The organism is Candidatus Wallbacteria bacterium (assembly GCA_028687545.1).
Taxonomy (GTDB): Bacteria; Muiribacteriota; JAQTZZ01; order JAQTZZ01; family JAQTZZ01; genus JAQTZZ01.
Map to the genome: position 1 here is coordinate 115,539 of JAQTZZ010000007.1, position 18,662 is coordinate 134,200.

Annotated in this window: 8 protein-coding genes; all 8 read right to left on the reverse strand. The window is 44.0% G+C overall.

All coding sequences use genetic code 11. From position 1 onward, the window contains the following. Window positions 1-3: 3 nt before the first annotated feature. The 8 genes from PHW04_05270 to PHW04_05305 all read right to left on the reverse strand — a co-directional run bounded on the left by PHW04_05270 (window position 4) and on the right by PHW04_05305 (window position 18,577). A complete protein-coding gene (locus PHW04_05270) occupies window positions 4-2,751 on the reverse strand; it encodes a hypothetical protein (protein ID MDD2715287.1) in 2,748 nt (915 codons plus the stop codon). A 10-nt stretch (window positions 2,752-2,761) separates the two neighbouring features. Continuing rightward, on the reverse strand, window positions 2,762-3,769 hold the full coding sequence (locus PHW04_05275) for a hypothetical protein (protein MDD2715288.1): 1,008 nt from the start codon (window positions 3,767-3,769) through the stop codon (window positions 2,762-2,764). 209 nt (window positions 3,770-3,978) lie between these two features. Then, window positions 3,979-4,641, reverse strand: a complete 663-nt coding sequence (locus PHW04_05280) for a hypothetical protein (protein MDD2715289.1) — start codon at window positions 4,639-4,641, stop codon at window positions 3,979-3,981. Between the two features lie 195 nt (window positions 4,642-4,836). Beyond that, window positions 4,837-5,286 (reverse strand): hypothetical protein, encoded by a 450-nt coding sequence (locus PHW04_05285; protein MDD2715290.1) that lies wholly within the window; start codon window positions 5,284-5,286, stop codon window positions 4,837-4,839. Between the two features lie 64 nt (window positions 5,287-5,350). Beyond that, window positions 5,351-6,034, reverse strand: coding sequence for a hypothetical protein (locus tag PHW04_05290; protein ID MDD2715291.1), 684 nt, complete (start codon window positions 6,032-6,034; stop codon window positions 5,351-5,353). Window positions 6,035-6,046: 12 nt separating this feature from the next. Next, window positions 6,047-12,607, reverse strand: a complete 6,561-nt coding sequence (locus tag PHW04_05295) for a choice-of-anchor D domain-containing protein (GenBank protein ID MDD2715292.1) — start codon at window positions 12,605-12,607, stop codon at window positions 6,047-6,049. Between the two features lie 41 nt (window positions 12,608-12,648). Further along, complete coding sequence (locus tag PHW04_05300) at window positions 12,649-13,758, reverse strand: choice-of-anchor D domain-containing protein (GenBank protein ID MDD2715293.1); 1,110 nt, start codon at window positions 13,756-13,758, stop codon at window positions 12,649-12,651. A gap of 28 nt (window positions 13,759-13,786) precedes the next feature. Beyond that, window positions 13,787-18,577, reverse strand: coding sequence for a fibronectin type III domain-containing protein (locus tag PHW04_05305; protein MDD2715294.1), 4,791 nt, complete (start codon window positions 18,575-18,577; stop codon window positions 13,787-13,789). Window positions 18,578-18,662: the final 85 nt, after the last annotated feature.

An 18,662-nucleotide genomic window follows, 5' to 3' on the forward strand; every position in this document is an offset into this window, starting at 1 on the left:
AGATTAGCCCCAGATACTATGCCAGATGCCGCTTAATGTATCGCCTACAGTATTGATGACAGTTGAACCCTGATCATAGACATACTGGGCTGCATTGCCTACTGCGTTCAGCACTGAGTTCCAGATTTTCTTCGCTTCTTCGCCGGTCTTTTTCACGATTGTCACTGTGCCGTCGACACCCTGCTTGATCACGTACACTGCGCCGTCACTCACCTTCTGGACTATGTACACTGTGCCGTCAGAGGCTTTCTGGTAAATGTAAGTGGCTGTATTGCTGACTTCAGCCATGACATAATCCTTGATCGATCCCATCAGGTAAGCCACATCACGATCAGCCCTGGCCAGTTCCTTACAGTATTTCGCGTCTTCCACAGGCAGGAAGCGGAAACGGCTGAAATAGCCGAATTCATCCTGGAATTCCTTGCATTTACTGAATTGCGTGCTGACTCCGAGTTTGATTTTGACTCCAGCGGAAAGCTCCAGGTTGAATCCTGGTCTGAAGGTGTCGAGAATCAGATTGGTTTTCTTGACATAGACGACCGGGCAGTCCACCATCCTGTCTAAAGCTTCGTTGACTGCTCCGAACATACCTGTGACCTTGGCCACGACAGTATCGCCGTTCTGCTGGTCATTGTTCTTGAGCAGAGCCTGCGCGAAAGCCAGCCACTGGCCGAAGAACTGCTTTGTCTTATCCTTGTCGAGGATCAGGATCAGCTTCTTATCCACGCCTGAGATTTTCATCAATTCAGCGTAGTCAGATGAAGCTCCACCTGATTCGTGAACCTGCCGGATCAGGTCTTTCACGAACTGATGATAAATATTATTGCGGATCAGGTATCCAGTGGAAAGAATCAGGTAACTCCGGGTGAATTTCATGTTCTGGTCGAAGCGGAAGATGAAGTTCAGGCCCAGGGAACCGGAATTGTCCATCAAAAAATAGTCAGGCATGATACTGGTCTTGAAGATCCTGGCGGAAAGCTTGGCTGCAGAAAAGCTCCCTGAAAGGCCGCTTTTCAGGCAGACAGAATATCTGTCTGTGGTAGGTCCGAATTCAGTCATCCCGGAGAGTATCCCGCCTTCGATTCCAGTATTGAAGGTAGCGGTCCCGGAAACGATTTCCAGATTAGCGCCTGTAACTGCATCCTGATTGTTCACAAGGCCAAGCTGAGCCCCGATATTCCCGCTGAGCGAAGTTTCTCCAGCCAGGGTCAGGCTCGCTTCAGTCATGTAATCCGTGGTCTTCACTCCGCTCATCTTGGCGAAGAGAGAACTCATGATGGGCTTGGCTACAGGCACAAAGTCCATCATTTTGTCAGCGAAAAGGACTACCTGCGCTTTGCGGTCGTCGCTGTAAGGCTTATAAAACTGAAAGGCCTGATTGATGCCGGCAATGACTTTGATCGAGCCGGAAACCGTGGCTTGCGCCCCTGCACCCAGGTTGTAATCGAAAGCCTGGATCTTGAATGGCTGGAGCTTCGGGCCGAGGCTTGCAGAGAGAGATGCCCCCAGAGACGGATTGATGGTGTAAACCACGCTGTCCTGATTCTTGTTCGAAACATCCGGGCACATGAAGCGTACACCGATTTTATAGCCTGGGTGGACGGCTCCGGTGACGTCGAAAGCCAGGACGTCTCCGCCGATACCGGCTGTACCGACGGCTGAAGCATTATAGGTAAAAAATGCGTCGATCGGGTTGAGCTTGAATTTGAAGGTCGCGCTCTGGGCTTCCGGAGAAGTGAATGTCAATGACTGCTCAGGGTCAGATGGATCAAATTTGAGATGGCAGGTGATCACTCCATTCGGATTGGAACTCCAGGTCTGACCGTTGCAGGAAACCGTGGATTCCTTCACGATCTGATTATTCGAATCGACCACCTTGAGATAGAGATTATATTGACTTCCACGCTTGAGATAAAAAGAATTGTCGCTGTCATACCAGTCAAACATGAAACAGATCCGGTATTTTCTCACGATTGCAGTCGACCTGGCAACTTTTTCCCGGCCCTGACTCAAGTAAAAAAGTGTAATCTTTTCCATGGAACTGTTCGATTGCAGCACGATCCTGTCATCCAGGATTTCTTCCACTGTGAAACCTGCGAAGCTGTTGCCTGGAATCAGCAGCCTGGATTCGAGAGACAAATGCTTCAGGTCGAAATAAACTATCCTGGCCGATGAACTGCCTATGCTCTGGATGGCGATCAGATCCTGCTGTGAAAAATCCGTCTTGCCAATGAGATCCCTGTAAAGGCCACTGGATTCAGCTGAGCGGATTTTCGATAAAAGCTGATTCAGGAGAAAAAGATCTGACTTCGCAATATAATCAAGCCCACTCGCCTGGTACTTCTCAAGTATCGCTTCAATCAACGGTTTATACAGATAGGCTTCGAGTTTTTGCGGGTCCAGCGAGAGATGGTTCAGGTTGCGCACAACCAGATTCACATAAACAGACTGATTGTTTTCGCTGAAAATGACTTCATTTATCAAATGCTGTTCGGATTCGGAAAGGCTGTCGAGATCGTTGAGGAGCCGGTTACGGTCGGTTTCCGCTATGGTGGCAATTTTCTGGTTTAGCACCAGTCTGACCTTCTGCAGAGTCAGGTAATACGAGAGAAAATCGAGCTTCCCGTCCTCGAAAAATTGCCTCTCTGACAGAGCAGAATCGGATTTCAGCCGAAGGTCCAGAGCCGATGTCTCTGCATAGACCGCCGAAATCACCGCAATCATTCCGATTAAAAGCACTATCCTCTGCATGTTCCCCCCTCTACTCCATCTCTATTTTGGCGTCGCGGACAATCTGTCCCTGCGGGTCGTTTACCTTTATCGTCAGGTTCACGAATCGTTTACCATTTTCAGTCTGAATACTTGGCTGAATCTTGTCGAATTCCAGAAGATAGGTGATCTCGGTATAGAAATCATCCTTCAAGTAGGGTGGCGCCAGCGGAATATTACTCCTGAGCGTCACGAATTCAGGATATTCCGGCTTTCCATCCTGAAAAACGACCGGCCTGTAAACCAGTTTGGAATCCGTATAGAATTCCTCGCTGTTGTAAATGTTGTGGTCGCGGATCACGAGAAAAAACGGTTCAGTGTATTTTCCGGCAGCCATTTTAATTTTTTCGGTATATCCGCTGATCGAGAGCTTTTCTTTCTGCCTGATCCTGATCTTAAATTCCTTTGTCAGTTCATATGGAAACCAGGCATTCAGATCGCTTTTCTGGTACTTAAAAATAACTTTCAGTTTCACAGAATAAAATGGTTTGGTATCGCCGTTTGGCAATGGGAAATTGTGGGTGGCGTTTTCACCCTCCTCATACTGGTTATATTCTTCATCAGTTACCCATTGGTATTTTAAATTCTTGACTGAAAGCTGTTCTTTAAAAATGAGTTTCCCGCTGAAACTAACTGGAGAGTTTTCATCGGCTTCGGCTGGAACAACTGCCTGCAGGTTACAGTCCAGTTTCTCAGATTTAAATACAAAGTTTCTCTGCTCAGCTACGCTCTCCTGTGCTTTGCCGTTCAGACGATAGGAAATCTTAAGCGTGATCTTGTATTTTCCCTCTTTTTCGTAAAAGTGGTCAGGACTGCCTTCGGATAATTTGGTGATCGGTAGAACAGCCTGACTTCCGTCACCCCAATCATAAATCAGCTTGATGTCAGTCATGCCCTTTTGCTGCATTTTATCCACCAGATCCTGGATCTGGGTCATGTCATATGCGGCGAATGCCAGAATCGACGAAAAAAGGAGGATGATCAGCAATCTAGCTTTCAAAAGTTTCTCCTGCTCCGTTGTTGATACAATTATATCCGGGAAACATGGCCGGTCAAGCTTTCTTCCGAGCTCTAAATGGGCTCTAAATATTCTCAATCCTTATAAACGCAACAGGCGCGGTGATAATTCCGCGCCTGTTTATGAGGTGGAAGAATTCGAATTAATGCAGGACGATTTCAGATGAGTTCACATACAGGTCGACTCTCTCATTAATTGTCTTTTTTTTCATCCTTCTTTATCTTCAGCTCGAATTCGATCATCCGGTTCCAGCCATCGGACTCATCCCAGTCAAGCCGGTGGGTACCAAGCTTGAAATTTTTAGCATTGGAAGTGAGGATTTCACCAGAATAAATCAGGGTAATATGATAGAATGAACAGAAATTAACTACATCCTTATTCTTAGGCGGTGGCATTCGAGAAACCTTTAATGAATCTGAGGTCCAAGCCAAATTATAACCTGCAGCTTCGTCCTGGCCCAATAAAATCCCGCCTGCGAGACTGCGAGAATTTCCTCTGACTTCTATGTCGCAGAAAGTGGGATTTTTATTCAGTATTTTGATCTTCCCATCTTGCAGGCCGTACATTTCATTTACCAATCCTTTGGAAAATTGGCTGTTCACTTCATGAGGTTCCTTCAACCCAGCGTATAAACTCTTCATGCTCTCAACTCGCACTTCCGGGGTTGTTGAAGTAGATTCTATGTGATTGTAATAAATAACTGTGCGGAGAGTCATATCATTATTGATTTCGAAGGTGATGTCGAACCGCTGGCATTTGTATCCATCGCAGCCGGAAAGAAAAAGTACAGAGATTATTAAAAAGCACAAAGCGATAGTTTGGCTGATTTTTTTTGCACTACCTAATTTTTGCATAAGTTCATCTTCTCAAGGAAAATCCGAAAGTAACATCACCAAACTCAACAACAAATAGAGTGAGCTAAAACCTTTACCCAAGCCACGACCTGGCACCATTTCAATGCGCTCTCATTGTCTGCAGAAATAGATTTTTTCTCATAACAATCCATCTGCCCGGCCATCAGGTACCACTTCCACAGATCCGCCGTGGAGTCAGTGTACACTTCCTCGGTTGTGTTTAGAAACTGTTGCAGGTCTTGAACTTGTGAAAGGACTGCTACAGTTTTTTAATCCCCGGAGCGCAGCGGAGAGGGACCGTCCCTTCACCAGCGGCAACGGACTGTTGTTATTTTCGGCTTTCCGAGCGTATTTTCTAATACCCATTGCAATCATATGGAGATCCGCCTTGGCGGACGTACCGCTGTCTTTCTCGGTCATAACCATGGAATAGGATTTTTCGCCTGCCTTGGTAATGGTGAAATTTCCTGAATTCTTGTCTGTTTCCAGCAGCCAGTTCCCGATTAGACGATCCTCGAAGATCAGGTTTTTGTCTGTGAAAAGCGGTGAAATTGATTTCGGCGGGACGCAGTCGGATAGAATGAATAGGAGAAGAATCGCAAGAAGAAAGAAAGACTCTTCAGATGGATGATAGGTTTTTTTCATTCCGCTCACCATTTATTATCAAAATTGCAGGTGGTTGTGTGTGGGGGGAGGGTACCTATCATCTTTACTCACCCGGCAAAGTAACGAAATACACTGCCTCCCGATTCATAAGATTGCCGGAGAAATCACTGATACTTTTTACCGTTAATTTGAATTCCCCGGTTAATCTGTCATTACTGAGTTTTAGTGTAATTGCGTCCAAATCTGGCGAGCATGTGTATTCCAAAATTTCAACTGGTTTACCAGACTTTTGAACCTCTAGATTTCCTTTCACTGTGTTGAAAAGAATCGGTTCATTGAAGCTGACGGTAATTTTATTATCACCGATCGATTTTACCTCAACGATCACAGGTGCTCCACGATCATCGTCACCAAGTACGAGCAATATGTCTGATCTCTTGAACTTGCCGGGCCATTCATCTGAACCATCAACTTTTTTTGCCGTCTTTCCGTTAGCTTTAAAAATCAGTTTGTCTCCTATGGTTGGTCCTTCTTTTGCTTCCGTTTGGGGAATATCACCATTGATCACCATGGTGAAATGACCGGGTATGCTTGTAGCAGCTTCGCCGCATTTCATTCCGTTTTCTAGATAGGCCTCTATGGTTGTCCCTTTGGCAGCACAAACTCCATTGATAATCAATCGTCCACACAATATTCCAAACTGCTCTGTATCTGTGGGTGTCAAATCAGCAGCGGCCGCAAACGAAATGAACATTATCAAAGTTAACAAAGAAAAAATACTTTTCATAATGCCTCCATTTTAATACGGTAAATCAGCAGCTTCATTACAGAAAATGTACAGCACACTGGTAGGAGTAAGATTAAAATTGTTTGGAACAAGGTCAATTTTACTGTAGATGTTCCATCCGGAGCTTGAAATTGGTGTCCTCTCCCATATTGAGTCGACTTTCTCGAATATTGGCTTGATAACATCCAGAATTTTGACATTCCACCAGAGATTTGGCACAGTCGTCATACCTTTTTTAAGTTTTACTACATTGGGTGGAGTAATCTTTATTCCTTTTAAGTACAAAGAACTGTTAGCCTTAATAGAAATATAGTAAATAGAAAGTGGTTCGAGAGTGGTGAGACTACTATTAACAGGGTCATTAGGGTAGTAGGTCAAGAAACTCGATCCTTTTTTACCCCAGATAAATTCTATTTTGTCTCTTATTCCAGCTACAGCAACTTCCACTGAAGGGTTATCGAGATTCATCGAAATAGATGTTCTGTTTAAGCCTGCCCTCAAATTACGGGTGAATTCCCGGCTTTCGATCCCGAGAGTACTAATGTTGAATCCTGTAATGACTTTGCCTCCACCGTCTTTAACTGCATTCGGTGAAGCTGGGGCTTCATTAATACGGAAGATAAGTGTTTCACCGGAAGACGCGCCCTCATCAGCAATTGTACTTGGATCGTCAGATGCAACTGGTAGATATCTGTAAATTCCTGACGTATCCACAAGTTTAGCACCAACAATCTGTTGCCCTGAATCAAGTACTGTAATCAAATCACCTGCTTTTGCATCTTCTTCAATCTTGTCGTTATTCAGGTCCACTCTAGCTGCACCAGAATATAGAGTTGGCAAGGGTTGCTGGGGAGATTCTGGAGGATATTCTGTTAATAATATTTGAGCAAGATTCACATCGGAAGTTGAGAATGTAAACTCTTTCCGACTTGGATAGTAGTATTCCTTCTCTACCACAACAGCAAAACTGCTAGCGCTCAGACCGGTGAATTGAAAATTACCATCTGAGGAACTGAAATTTTGGATGGCTACGCCTTCCTTCCAGAGGGTAATAATGAATTCATTGCTGTTAACCGAACCTGTAACTTTGTAATTATTGTTCGGAACGTATGTAGCAGAATGCGATTCATTTGTCCCATTGTAAACAATCGTCTGATCTGCCGGGGTTGTGTATCCATTCACAGGGGAGAAAATAACTGTTCCATTTACCTCAATCTCACAACTGGCTCCGCTGTTTCTCCAGAACGGAGTGATAGTATCAGGGCCGGAGGCTTTTCTGAAAGCCCATTGTCCTCCAATTCCTGAGGGATTAAGAGCTACAGTTAACCTTGTTATCGGCACTTGCAGACTTGAATTCACAACAGGTGAAGGCAAGCTTTCCCCCATGGTATTACCAGAGGTCACAGCATAGTAGTAAGTTATATTTTTTAAAACATCAAAATCCTTATACTCTGAGGCATTAGCATCCAATTTGACGTTAAGTGCGCTTAATTCGCTTGTAGACAAACCTTTCCATAAGCGATAACCCAAAATCTGCTGTCCTCCATTGTTAGCAGGTGGATCCCATTTAATCCTAATGCACTTTTCAGCCAGCATTGCTTCAGCAGTTATTACAGAAATCGGATCAGGTGGTCTGTAATTTCGATCAAAGCGCGCATATACATCTACCAGAGGCCCTGGTCCAGCTATATTAACTGCGCTTACAGAATATGTATATTCAACTTCATAGGTGTGATTTCCATCCGATTTGTAGGATGGTTGCGTTACAGGGCTGTTAGATGCAGCAGCTCCATCCCGGAGGATATCATATCTAATAATTGGAGATCCTCCATCGTCATCCGGCGCTTTCCACGACATGGACACAGACATTTCAATGGTGTTTGTAGAGATAACCAGATTTTTGACCGGTCCTGGTGTCTTGATTACTTTTTTGACATCTATGACAGCCCAGTTTCCTCCTGCGCAGCGGGCATAATAAGATCCGATTTTAACCGGAGACATGATTGAAAAAACCCAGTAACTTTCCTCGCAGTATTTTGGTGTTGGTGCAGTGCCATCAGGCAGAATCACCTCAAAAGTTGTCCCGCCGATTCCTCCTTTATTGATTTTGAGAGACAAAGTTCTACTGATATCATGAGTAATTTGAATCCTTGAATCTGAAGCAACTGTTGTGCCTACTTGCTGATCAGCGCTGTTGGTGTAGGTAACAAGACAATCTTTGAAATATGGAGGATTTTGATTGACCGGGCTGAAATGCTGATCAGTACTCCAGGTGCTCCATTTGTTAGTGGAACCATAATATCTGATCTTCCAGCCGTAATTCTGATTCCAGTTCAGGCTCTGGCTCACCTTGTTTTCCTGCGCGGCAGAATCAAAACCACTGTATTGGTTGGGTGAATACATATGGGTTGAGGCCGAGATCGCTTCTATTAATCCAGTGTTATACACAATCTCTTTACCCGGTTCTTTCCAGACTTTCAGCTGATATCCTTTTTGAGTTGTGAATCCGTCAGTATTCTTGAACCTGGACCACTCGAAGTAAGGTGTCATTGAGTCTACCTGAGCATAATCAGCAGGTATCATAGAAATCGGTTGTGATATGCCGGTTGAATCCCATTGCATTACCCTGAAAAAGTTCGTTTGTAGAGCCTTAACTGTAAATGTGCCGCCATAACAGGTACCACGATTCAATGTGTTGTATTTCATCACCCTGTAAGTTCCCGGTGGCAGCAGCATCGCTTGCCAGTAATTGTAGCTTTCCTGAATAGACTGGGCGAAGAAGGGGGGGGTGTAGGATTTGTCGAAATCTTTGACTTTGGTTAAGTAATCTTTGCACTCCTGTATCCAGGTAAGGTCTTTAACATCGATCTTGGGTATCAAATCTTCATCTAGCACAGAAGTGGGTATGTTCTGGTTGAACCAGGCATCGTCTCTGCCTATACCCGGCAGAAGATAGTATTTACTGCTGTCGCTTTCACGTTCAATATACATAATGTCATTAGGATTGCGGACGTATCTGTTATTTTTCAGTTCCATCACACTGCCGTCAGTTTGCACCAGCACCGAAGAAAAATTCTTCATATTTTCAATGTCCGCAGATGGGGTTCCGGAAGTAGCGCCTGACTGGAAGAAAGTCAGTGCGGACTGCAGCACTTCACTGGCAGCTGACCTGATACTAAAGTGACTGAGATCAACCACCTTTAGAGGCACTTCAATTTCTTGAAGAGAAGCACTGGCTACTGGTACTACTGAGTCGCCAAAAAAGTCTGTAGGCTCATTTTCCACCTGGCGGAAATATGATCCTTTGCTAAGAGATTGACCAAATTTGTAAGCATTTGAATCCATTCCAGCCAGTACAAAATACTTGCTCTTCATCAGGTCGGTTTTTGTTTTTGAGTAATTGGCTGGATTCAATTCCATGATCAGATTGCTGGCGAAACTCAAGTGTTCGTCGCAGTTGCCAGCCCAAGCATCGAAAGCCCATAACACTAGATCATTAACCCAGTCCCTGAAGATAGTGCTTGCCACGTTCAAATACAGCACGTATGAAGCACTGCCGTGATTAGGAGTACCAAGCATCATCAATCTTCCAAAGGAACTCTTTTCTAGCCACCCCTTCTGTTCAAGGCAACATCTGGAAACCAATCCGCCCAGGGAGTAAGCTAAAATGTTGATTTTTCTGTCAGGGTACTTAACATTAAGTAGAACCATAGCCTTACTGAGCAGGTCGGCTGAAGCAAGGCCGTCACCTCCATCCACCCACTGCATGTATGGATAGCTGAACTCCCAGACCTCAAAATCATTCTTGAAGGTATCATAATACTGGCTGCTCCATGCAAAATCTCCTTCAGCGCGCCCATGGACAAGAAGCAGAACATCTTTTCCAGTGTTTTCCGCCGACCAGGGCTTCAGAGTATAGAACTGCTGAAGCTTACTTTCTCTGTAACTCTGAATTTTATCGTTAAATAGCTTGACATACTGGGTATTAGTCGTTTTGGGCCAATAATACTTGAATTTTGATGGATCGCTGGGTGTGATGATCGTGTAGTATGATGAGTCAAACTTTACGTTCCATGCTGTGATTGTTTTGTCAAAAAGGCCGCCAGTATGTGCACTGACAATAAAACGAGACATGGTAGGTCCTATGTAATCATAAAGAGTTAACTCTGAAAGGGTTAAATCGAAAATTAGGTTGTTATCTGCATTCGGGTATACCCGCTTGTAAAGTACTGTAGCATCCCCTGTCGATATCGGCACATTATAACTGACTTCAAGATAGCTGATTTCATCAACCAGGTTTTCCTTTTCAATAATGAATCTCACAGCTACTTGCTTGGTCGGATCGCCATTTGATTCTGCTTTCAAAGCCAGACTTGGTCCACTGCTGAAACTGAGATTCCCCGTAACAATTTCCGGTGTAGTGGGATCATAGCTGACTACAAAAATTTTGCTTTGCTCATTTGTGAGTGAATAAGTGTTGCTGATCAAAGTAAATTTTCCAGGAGGTGTGGAAGTGGGAGTAATTATGCCTTCCAGTGTGCCTCCACCAATGTTTTTCACTACAATTTCCCGTCCTGTATGTGAGGGGACACCTACAATACCAAAATCGATTGATGGCGGTGTGATCTGGGGAACTGGCCCTGCAGGTGTAACTGTCAGTTCCTGATCATAGGGCGAATGTGAAGTGAAATCCTTACCGTTTGCTGTGAATTTGACATTGTAATAAAAGCCATCAGTTGAAAAAATTGCTGCAGTTTCTGAAGTCCAGTTAGCTGATGCAACTAACACACCATTCAACAGTTTGACTTCACCGTACTTTTTTGATCCGTGCGGGAAATCTGAGATGATAGGAACATCTTCCATTACCTGAAACTCCACTTGCGTTCCAGTAAGAACACCCTGGAATTGAGCCTTCATTTCAACTACAGTCTCTGCTGCAACTTTTAAAGGCGAACAATTCCAGTAAACAGATGTGAAATTCCCCGCACCAGTACCAATTATTGTGCGTGATGCTTGTCCACCACCAGTAAAGTAAATTGGCTGGGAAAATGAAATATTTGAGGTCGGGGAAAATTTTATTCCGATTTTAAATTCGTTGCCGGCTGAAATACTGTAATCCGGACTAGTAACAATAGTGAAAATATTGGTTTCAGCTTCTGGGATCGACATAACCCCTGTACCACCGGAATTGGTAAAGCTTGCATGGCCAGAAAGGGTGCCGGTGCCGATATTTTTAACTGTAATTTCCTTGGTTGCTGATGATCCGACATTGACCAGACCGAAATCGAGTGTAGGATCCGGCTTTACATCAATGATTGGTATTTCGATGATATATGAGGGTGATCGCTTCACATTGCCATCAATGTTAAAGTCAAAATAATATGTGCCTCCCTTAGAAAACTTGTATGAATACACAAATGAATTTGGCAAGTTACTGGTGTTAGATACTGCAAATGGTCCATCATGTGTGTCAGGAAGGAGAAAAACATCCTCGTAAATAGTGACTGTCCCGCTTGATTGGTAGCTGTAACCTTTTGTCTCCCCGACTGCGTTCCAGGTCTGCCCGTCCCATCCCTTCGATGGATGAGTAAAATTTGCGGCAGTAATGTACTTAGGTACAATCACAGAAATAGGAATGCTTCCATTGCCCCCATTGGAGGTAATAGTTATGGTGCCTGAATATGATCCTGGTTCTGTTGGAGCAGTACCTGAAAGTAGTACAGTTAAAGGAGTTGTAGTAATGGAAAACGATGAACTTGCAAATGAAATGCCAAGTCCATTAGAAGAAGAGTAAGCAATACTCCCGGTTAAAGTTCCGCCACCATCATTAGTGATCGTGAGAGTACCAGACAATTGGCTGCCTGCAGGTTTAGTGCCGAAATCAAAAGAAGGTGGCGTATATTTAAGTTTTGGGAGTGCAGTAACAGTAAGTTCGCTTACATTCTTGGAGCTTTTTGAGCAACTTGAAATATTTGCTACAAGATACAATGGTAAAGTTGTAGCAGATTGTGGGGTGAAAGATGCTTGTAACAAATATTTACCACCTGTAAATACAACAGTACCATTGATTTTTCCACCAGCAGGGTCATTATGCAATTGATCAAAAACCCAGTCGTGCTCCCATATCTCAAAAAAACCGCTGGTTGAAGTAGGGATGTTTCTTACTTCCGCATAGGCATAAACAGTTTCATTAACAACAGCACTGGTCTTGGACCAGTAAACACTGACAATTTCCGGTGGAGCAAAACCAAGACCATTAACTGAAACTGCCTGGCTGCCTGACCAAGTGTCAGATCCAGCAGTCCCGCTTGCAGAAAAAGTGATGGTCCCTTGGGAACTTATTGCTGCAGTTGGTGAAAACCGGACTGTGACATCGGCATAATTTCCTCCACCTGAGATCGTATAGGGTGAACCTGAAATCACAGTAAAAGGCGATCCGCTGCTGGTAGCAGAACCAGATAACGATTTCGTACCAGTATTAGTAACCCGGAATGTGCAATCTTTGGAGCTTCCAACATTGACAGTGCTGAAATCATAAGAAGGTGGGGAAACATTGAAGCCTTTTTTCTGCACCCACAATTCACCTGCATCATTCCAGGTATCATTGCTGCATGTCAAGGTTGTGTTATCAATCGAGACTGAGCATTGCGAAAAAAAGGATCACTATCATAATATTGTGAAGTCCATTGGGCAGTTGCCGTAGTGCCAGAGAAATATGTACCTAAGGAAGCACGGTTTGTATCTGTAAAATATCCATCTGAGTATAATTGAATTGAGACATAAGGCGAACTCGGAATATTACTACCATTCACCGTAATGTTGACACTCTTTCCCTCGAAACATTCAGTAGGGCTGAACACAACTGATTGCAATGACCGAGTAACTCCATTGCCGTCGATCGATACGGTTACGCCACCTCCGCCAGTAAAATTAGCCTGAACACTACTGTATCCAGCACTTGTAGGTGCGAATCTAACTTTAACGGATGCACTACTACCTCCAGGTATGTTGTAAGGACTCCCACTGACAATCGAGAATGGCGAACCACCAGAAACGCTACCACTCAATGTTCCACCACCAATATTGGAGACTGTAAAGGTTTTATCCTTGTATCCTCCAACAGTCACATCTCCAAAAGAGTAAGGATTGGGAGAAACACTGGGAACAGGTGGTCGAGTAATACTGACTTTATATCGTTTTACAAACCAATCCTGCTGATCGGTGGTGCCGGAAGAAGGATAAACATATCTATTTCCACCATTATTAATTAACAATCTAGCTTGTATGTAATAATCGCCTGCACTCGTTGGTGTAAAATTAAACTGGCTCCTCCCGCTTTCTCCATAGAACCAGCTAGCTTCGTAATAATCCAGTAGCACATATTGGCATGTTTTGGACGGTTGTGTTGTATCATACCTGCCCCATATCTTAGTTGGGGGATATGTTATTGTGCATGAGTCAAATCCATTATCCCAATAGTTAGATACATTAGAGGAAGAGAATGTGATTCCAGTTATGGAAATAGAAAGATATGCATTTGTGCCAGAAAATCCTGATGTGTATGCATCGACATATCCGGTAACCGTTGAACCTAACGTAAAACTGCTTGCGCCTGAAGTTGTCCCAACATTAAAAGTTGTAACATATGAGTCTAACTGATAATCAGTGGCATAAGTTGTACTGCAGCACAACAACAATACCCATAAACCAAATTCTAATTTCATACACATCCTCCCCACTATGAATTAATTATCAGTAATTAGTAAAAAGATCCAAATTCTTGTTTACAAAGGATGCCCAGGCTCTATCGCCATTGTATGACGGAGTCCGCCCATTCACAGAGAATATAATTAATTCTCCTACATCGGCATCAGTGACAGGAATCTCATATCTACCCTGTCCTTTACGATCAACCACATCCTGGTCAATGATGAAAACACCTTTCAACTTATTATCCTGATCAAATGCATAAATCCTGGTGCCTATTGCCGCATACTGATCGTTAATTTCAATAGTGCCATTGAAAAGACATGGCACAGAATCCTGGGTTTCAACTATTTCCTGAGCTATGATTGACTCAATTGTCCCAGTGCTGTAATAAGTCTGGCTGTCTTTTTCTCCGTAAGTGTAGAATGCATAATAATAATTATCACCAATCGTTATCTCTGCTGAATCAAACCAGGAATACTCCTTATCGGACTCCACAACCCGGTTACAAACTACATAGGATCCAGCATCTGTCGGCCCTGTTGGTGCTGATCCGGTTTTTCTTAAAATGCGGATGCCTTTCAACCTGGTATCAGTGGGAGTATGATAATACAGGTCAATTCCTGCTTTCACATTTTCGTTGTCCCACCATGGCATGGTATTTGCGTAAACAACATCTCCTGGTGACAGAGAGGCGGATGTAAAACTGCGAGTTTCAGAAGTATCGCCTGCACCAGTCGAATTCACGGCTTTTACATAAACCTGATAACTACTGGATGCAGTAAGACCTGTGACTTGCATAGTGGTTTCACTGGTCTCCCCGAACATAGTCGAATTCAAGAAAATTCTGTAACTGCTGGCTCCGCTTGTTGCATTCCAGTTAACTCTTGCGGTCGAATCTGTAATCGAGTCGATTGACACTCCGGCGGGTTCAGAGCACCTGGTACGGATTGTGAGTTTTTCAGAATATCCGCTTAGAAGCCCATCAGTGTTCTCTGCTTTAATATAAAAATCATATTGCGTAGCAGGGTTGAGATTTGCACAATTCACTGAATTGGAAATGTTTGAAATTGGAGAAGTGTCATCAAGGCCTTTGTAAACAAGGTATCTTACACCTCCTTGAGTAAGTTGCCATGTGATTCCAGCATATCCGGATCCTATTTCGATTGTATTCAGACCGGAAGGTGGAATGCAGACTGTATTTATTATCTTTTCGGCACTCATAGCGCTGTCTCCAGTTGCGTTCACAGCCCTTACGCTAAACCTGTAAGTTTGTCCGCTGCTTAAATTTGTACGGGTATACACATTTGATGAAACAACATTTCCAATATACTGATCATCGATATAGACCTTATATCCAGTAGCTCCCGTCACAGTGTCCCATGTAAGGTCAACTTCACTAGTAGTCAGTCTGGTTGATCTGACATTTTGCGGAGCAAGAACTCCAGTGACAAAAGAAATAGATGAATATGTAGAATTCTCTCTGTTGTTTTTGTTTACACTGGTTACCCTGAGTTCATAGGTTGTTCCGCTATTTAGGTTATCCAGATTAATACTGTTCGATTGGGTTTCCCCAGTAGTCTGCGAACTATTCAGTCTATATCTGTATTTATCTGCACCCTCTGCATTAGCCCAGGAAATTCTGGCACTTGAGACTGTAGAACTTTCAACAGTTAGGTTTGACGGAGGCAGACATAATGTATAGGTAAACAAACCAGCTCGCGATCCAACTCCCCAACTGGCTAAGGATTCAACTTCAATCGAATATCCGGCACCTGGTAATAGATTTGAAAAAGTGTATTGAAGTTCTGTAGTTTGTCCAACCAGGTTGCTGTATTGATACATCTTGTACCCGGATGCCCCGTTTATCATGTTCCAGGTGATTTTACAGCTTTCAGTTGTGACAGAAGTTACTGAAATCACTGGAGCAGGTAAAGAATCTTTTTTCACAATTTTTAAAATTGTGGTTGTTGCACTGTAATTCCCAGCGGCGTCACGTGAACGGATGCTGATTTCTCTAGTGATGTCTGAAATCAAATCAGTCACCGTGTATTCCCAGCTTGTAGATAACGTATTCTCTATCACTGGGGTCGCATCAGTACCGACATAAATAGCCGATCCATTATCTTTTGTCCCTGTCAAGTTAACAGAAGCTCCAGCGCAATAATAAACGGTGGTTGGAGGAACTGAAACGGGTGAGGTAATAATTGGCGCAACTGGCGGTATGGTATCCACGTGAAAACTGTTGGCCGTATTTGCCTGCATTTCATTTCCGTGCAGATCCTTGGCCCCTGAGATAGATAAAACCTGGTTCTCATCAAGACTGTCTTCAGGCGTAAATGTGCCTGTCCAGTTTTTTCCTGTATACCCGTTCTTGGTAACTGCCGCACCACCGATAGTAACAGTGGGATTCACTCCAGTGTTCATTGTTTCATTGAAAGCTACCAAAACTGTGTAACCTGTTTCCCTCAAGTAACCACCGTTCTCGATCTGCGGATCAAATCCGGTGGTGATCAGCACAAGAGACACTTGCGGAAGGGCATCCCCTGCAAAAGATTGGATAAAACCTGCAGATTGAGCAATAGCAGTAGGAATTGAAACAGCCTGAACATTGGAAACTTGCAGGGAGTAAGTTTCCCCGGTCTGCGGAGCAGTGGTGAGAAGATAGGTTTTGTTGGATTGGTCTGCTGTGTCGATGGCAACGGATGAAACAAGAAGGCTTGGAATAATGGCATAGTTCGCCGGATTGAGCGCATCGTCGGCATTAGCGGCATTTATATGCTTGGGTTCTAAGGAATAGACGACTTTCACGATTGTGTTCAAGGTGGCTTCGGCAGACAGCGCGGCAATTCCCGATTTACCCATCACAGGTTTTGTAACAGGCTGGGGCATCGCATTACCATTCAGATCTTTCACATTGGACACTGTCACATTATAGATTTCAGCAGTCTGCATCGTTGTGGTCAGAAGTACTGACTTTTCGCCGCTCTGAATTACAGGATTGCTGATGCTCAGACTCTTGTCGGAAGTATAATTTGCCGCCACATCAGCTCCGACTCCCACTTTCTGGTCAAATGTCACAAGAATGTTCAGCGGTGTTGTGGTTTCAATGGTGGTAACTTGCGGCGGATATATTCCGATGCTGACTTCCTTATTATAGAAATACGATTTTCCGGTCGTGCTGCGCAGCTTGAATCTTAATTTATAAGTACCTGTTGATGTGAACGGCGTATTATCGGAAACCAGAATCTGGTTTTGAGAAGTTGCATTCCAGTTGTAATTACTCAGAATTTCCACGGTCTGCTCAGTTGATCCCACGAGAAAGATTTCCAAGGTACCAAGTAGAGTCGATGCACATTGAGGAAGTGCGGCTACTGTGGCGGTCAGCACATCGTTGATTTCAAGATTTGTGGTTGCGCTTTCCTGGTTGGCAAAAGTGACGAAGTTTTCTGGGAAAATAGGGGGTGTGCCAGAATAGGGAAAAGTTATTGTGCTTATTTTTTCAAGCACTTGGTTTTGCAAGTTGTACTTTGCAGTCAAAGTCAGGGTAAAATCTTCGTCGTTAAACACGTTCAATGCCTGATCCATTGTCAGGCTAAAATCATGGCCTGCGAAACTGACTGTAATCTTCAGCCTGTCGCCCTTTTCAATGCTTCCGCCGTCTGCATCAGTGATAGGGTTGATCACAGGGGCAGCAACTTCGGATGTCGGAATTCCTATATCAAGGGGAAAGCTCTGAGTAAGATTACCCGGAGAAACGCTCACTACAAGGGAAGCCTGTGCCGCCGTGGGAAGCACGCTGATTGTTGTCACCACATTGCCTGCGTTGTGGATCGGATTTCCTGTGCCAGTAACAGCATCGTCCACGGCTGTGACTGAGAGCAGATAATTCCCGACCGGCGGATTAACGAAGCTGAAAATGTTGGTTGCTTCAACAGTATTGCAGTTGAAATCAGAGGTAAGATTATTTCCGCTGGTTTTGTCAGTAAGCATTGCCTTGATCTTAGTGATTTTGCTGTTCTTGGCATTTGCATGTGCATAAGCTTTTATGAACAAGGTCCGCTCAGGGGTAAAGACGTTTGTCGATGGATCCAGATCATTGTAATATTGCTGAATCAATGTAGTCGGAGGAACAGCAAGTGCCGAATCTTCAGGATTGGATACGACTTCAACTTCAGTACTCAGAATTTGAGGAATAACACTGAAAACCTGATTTCCTAGACCGATGAGCAGTGAAGCAGATGTGGTTTTGTCTGGGGAAACCGGTGTAGAAGAATCTGGATGTGACAGTTCAAAATCTGATTTGAACTTATCTGAATTGTCCAGGATTTCAGCCGCAGAAGTGGGAAGAGGCATTATTTTGATAATCTTCAGACAGGATCCATCCAATTGGGCTGAAGCCATTGTGAGCACCTGCTGGCTATTTTGTTCAGCCTGCGGATTAACCTGGAGATTGATGATAACTTTTCCCCAGGAAGTCACTAAAACAGGGAACAATACGGGATTGCCGGAAACAGGTACAACCTTGATCACGAAATTTCCTGCCACCACATTCCTGAATACGAATTCTCCATTGGAAGCAGCTGTGGTATAGAAATTCTGATGGTTTGACATTGTCACCGACGCCCCGTCAAAAGCCGCTGCCCTGGATGGAGCATTGTCCCGCTGCGGTGCTTCAGATCCATTGGACGGGGCTCCTGCCAGAGCACCGATGACCAAAGCTCCTCCTGCAGCTCCACCAGTATGGCTGGGGTTGTCAGAGAGGCATCCGTAAAATAAAAAAGATCCCATCATCAACGCAATGAGCAGCAGGCCGAACAACCTCTTAGAATGCATCACACTTTCCTCCAAAATTTATTTTTTTTATTAGTTCCAGAAATTGCAATTCAAGCGGAATAGGGCTAAAATTATCAGCGGACAG

Bases quoted from the DNA above. Each gene is read 5' to 3' on its own strand.
- PHW04_05305 (MDD2715294.1), bottom strand. From the start codon at position 18,577: ATGCATTCTAAGAGGTTGTTCGGCCTGCTGCTCATTGCGTTGATGATG.
- PHW04_05290 (MDD2715291.1), bottom strand. From the start codon at position 6,034: ATGAAAAGTATTTTTTCTTTGTTAACTTTGATAATGTTCATTTCGTTT.
- PHW04_05280 (MDD2715289.1), bottom strand. From the start codon at position 4,641: ATGCAAAAATTAGGTAGTGCAAAAAAAATCAGCCAAACTATCGCTTTG.
- PHW04_05300 (MDD2715293.1), bottom strand. From the start codon at position 13,758: ATGAAATTAGAATTTGGTTTATGGGTATTGTTGTTGTGCTGCAGTACA.
- PHW04_05270 (MDD2715287.1), bottom strand. From the start codon at position 2,751: ATGCAGAGGATAGTGCTTTTAATCGGAATGATTGCGGTGATTTCGGCG.
- PHW04_05285 (MDD2715290.1), bottom strand. From the start codon at position 5,286: ATGAAAAAAACCTATCATCCATCTGAAGAGTCTTTCTTTCTTCTTGCG.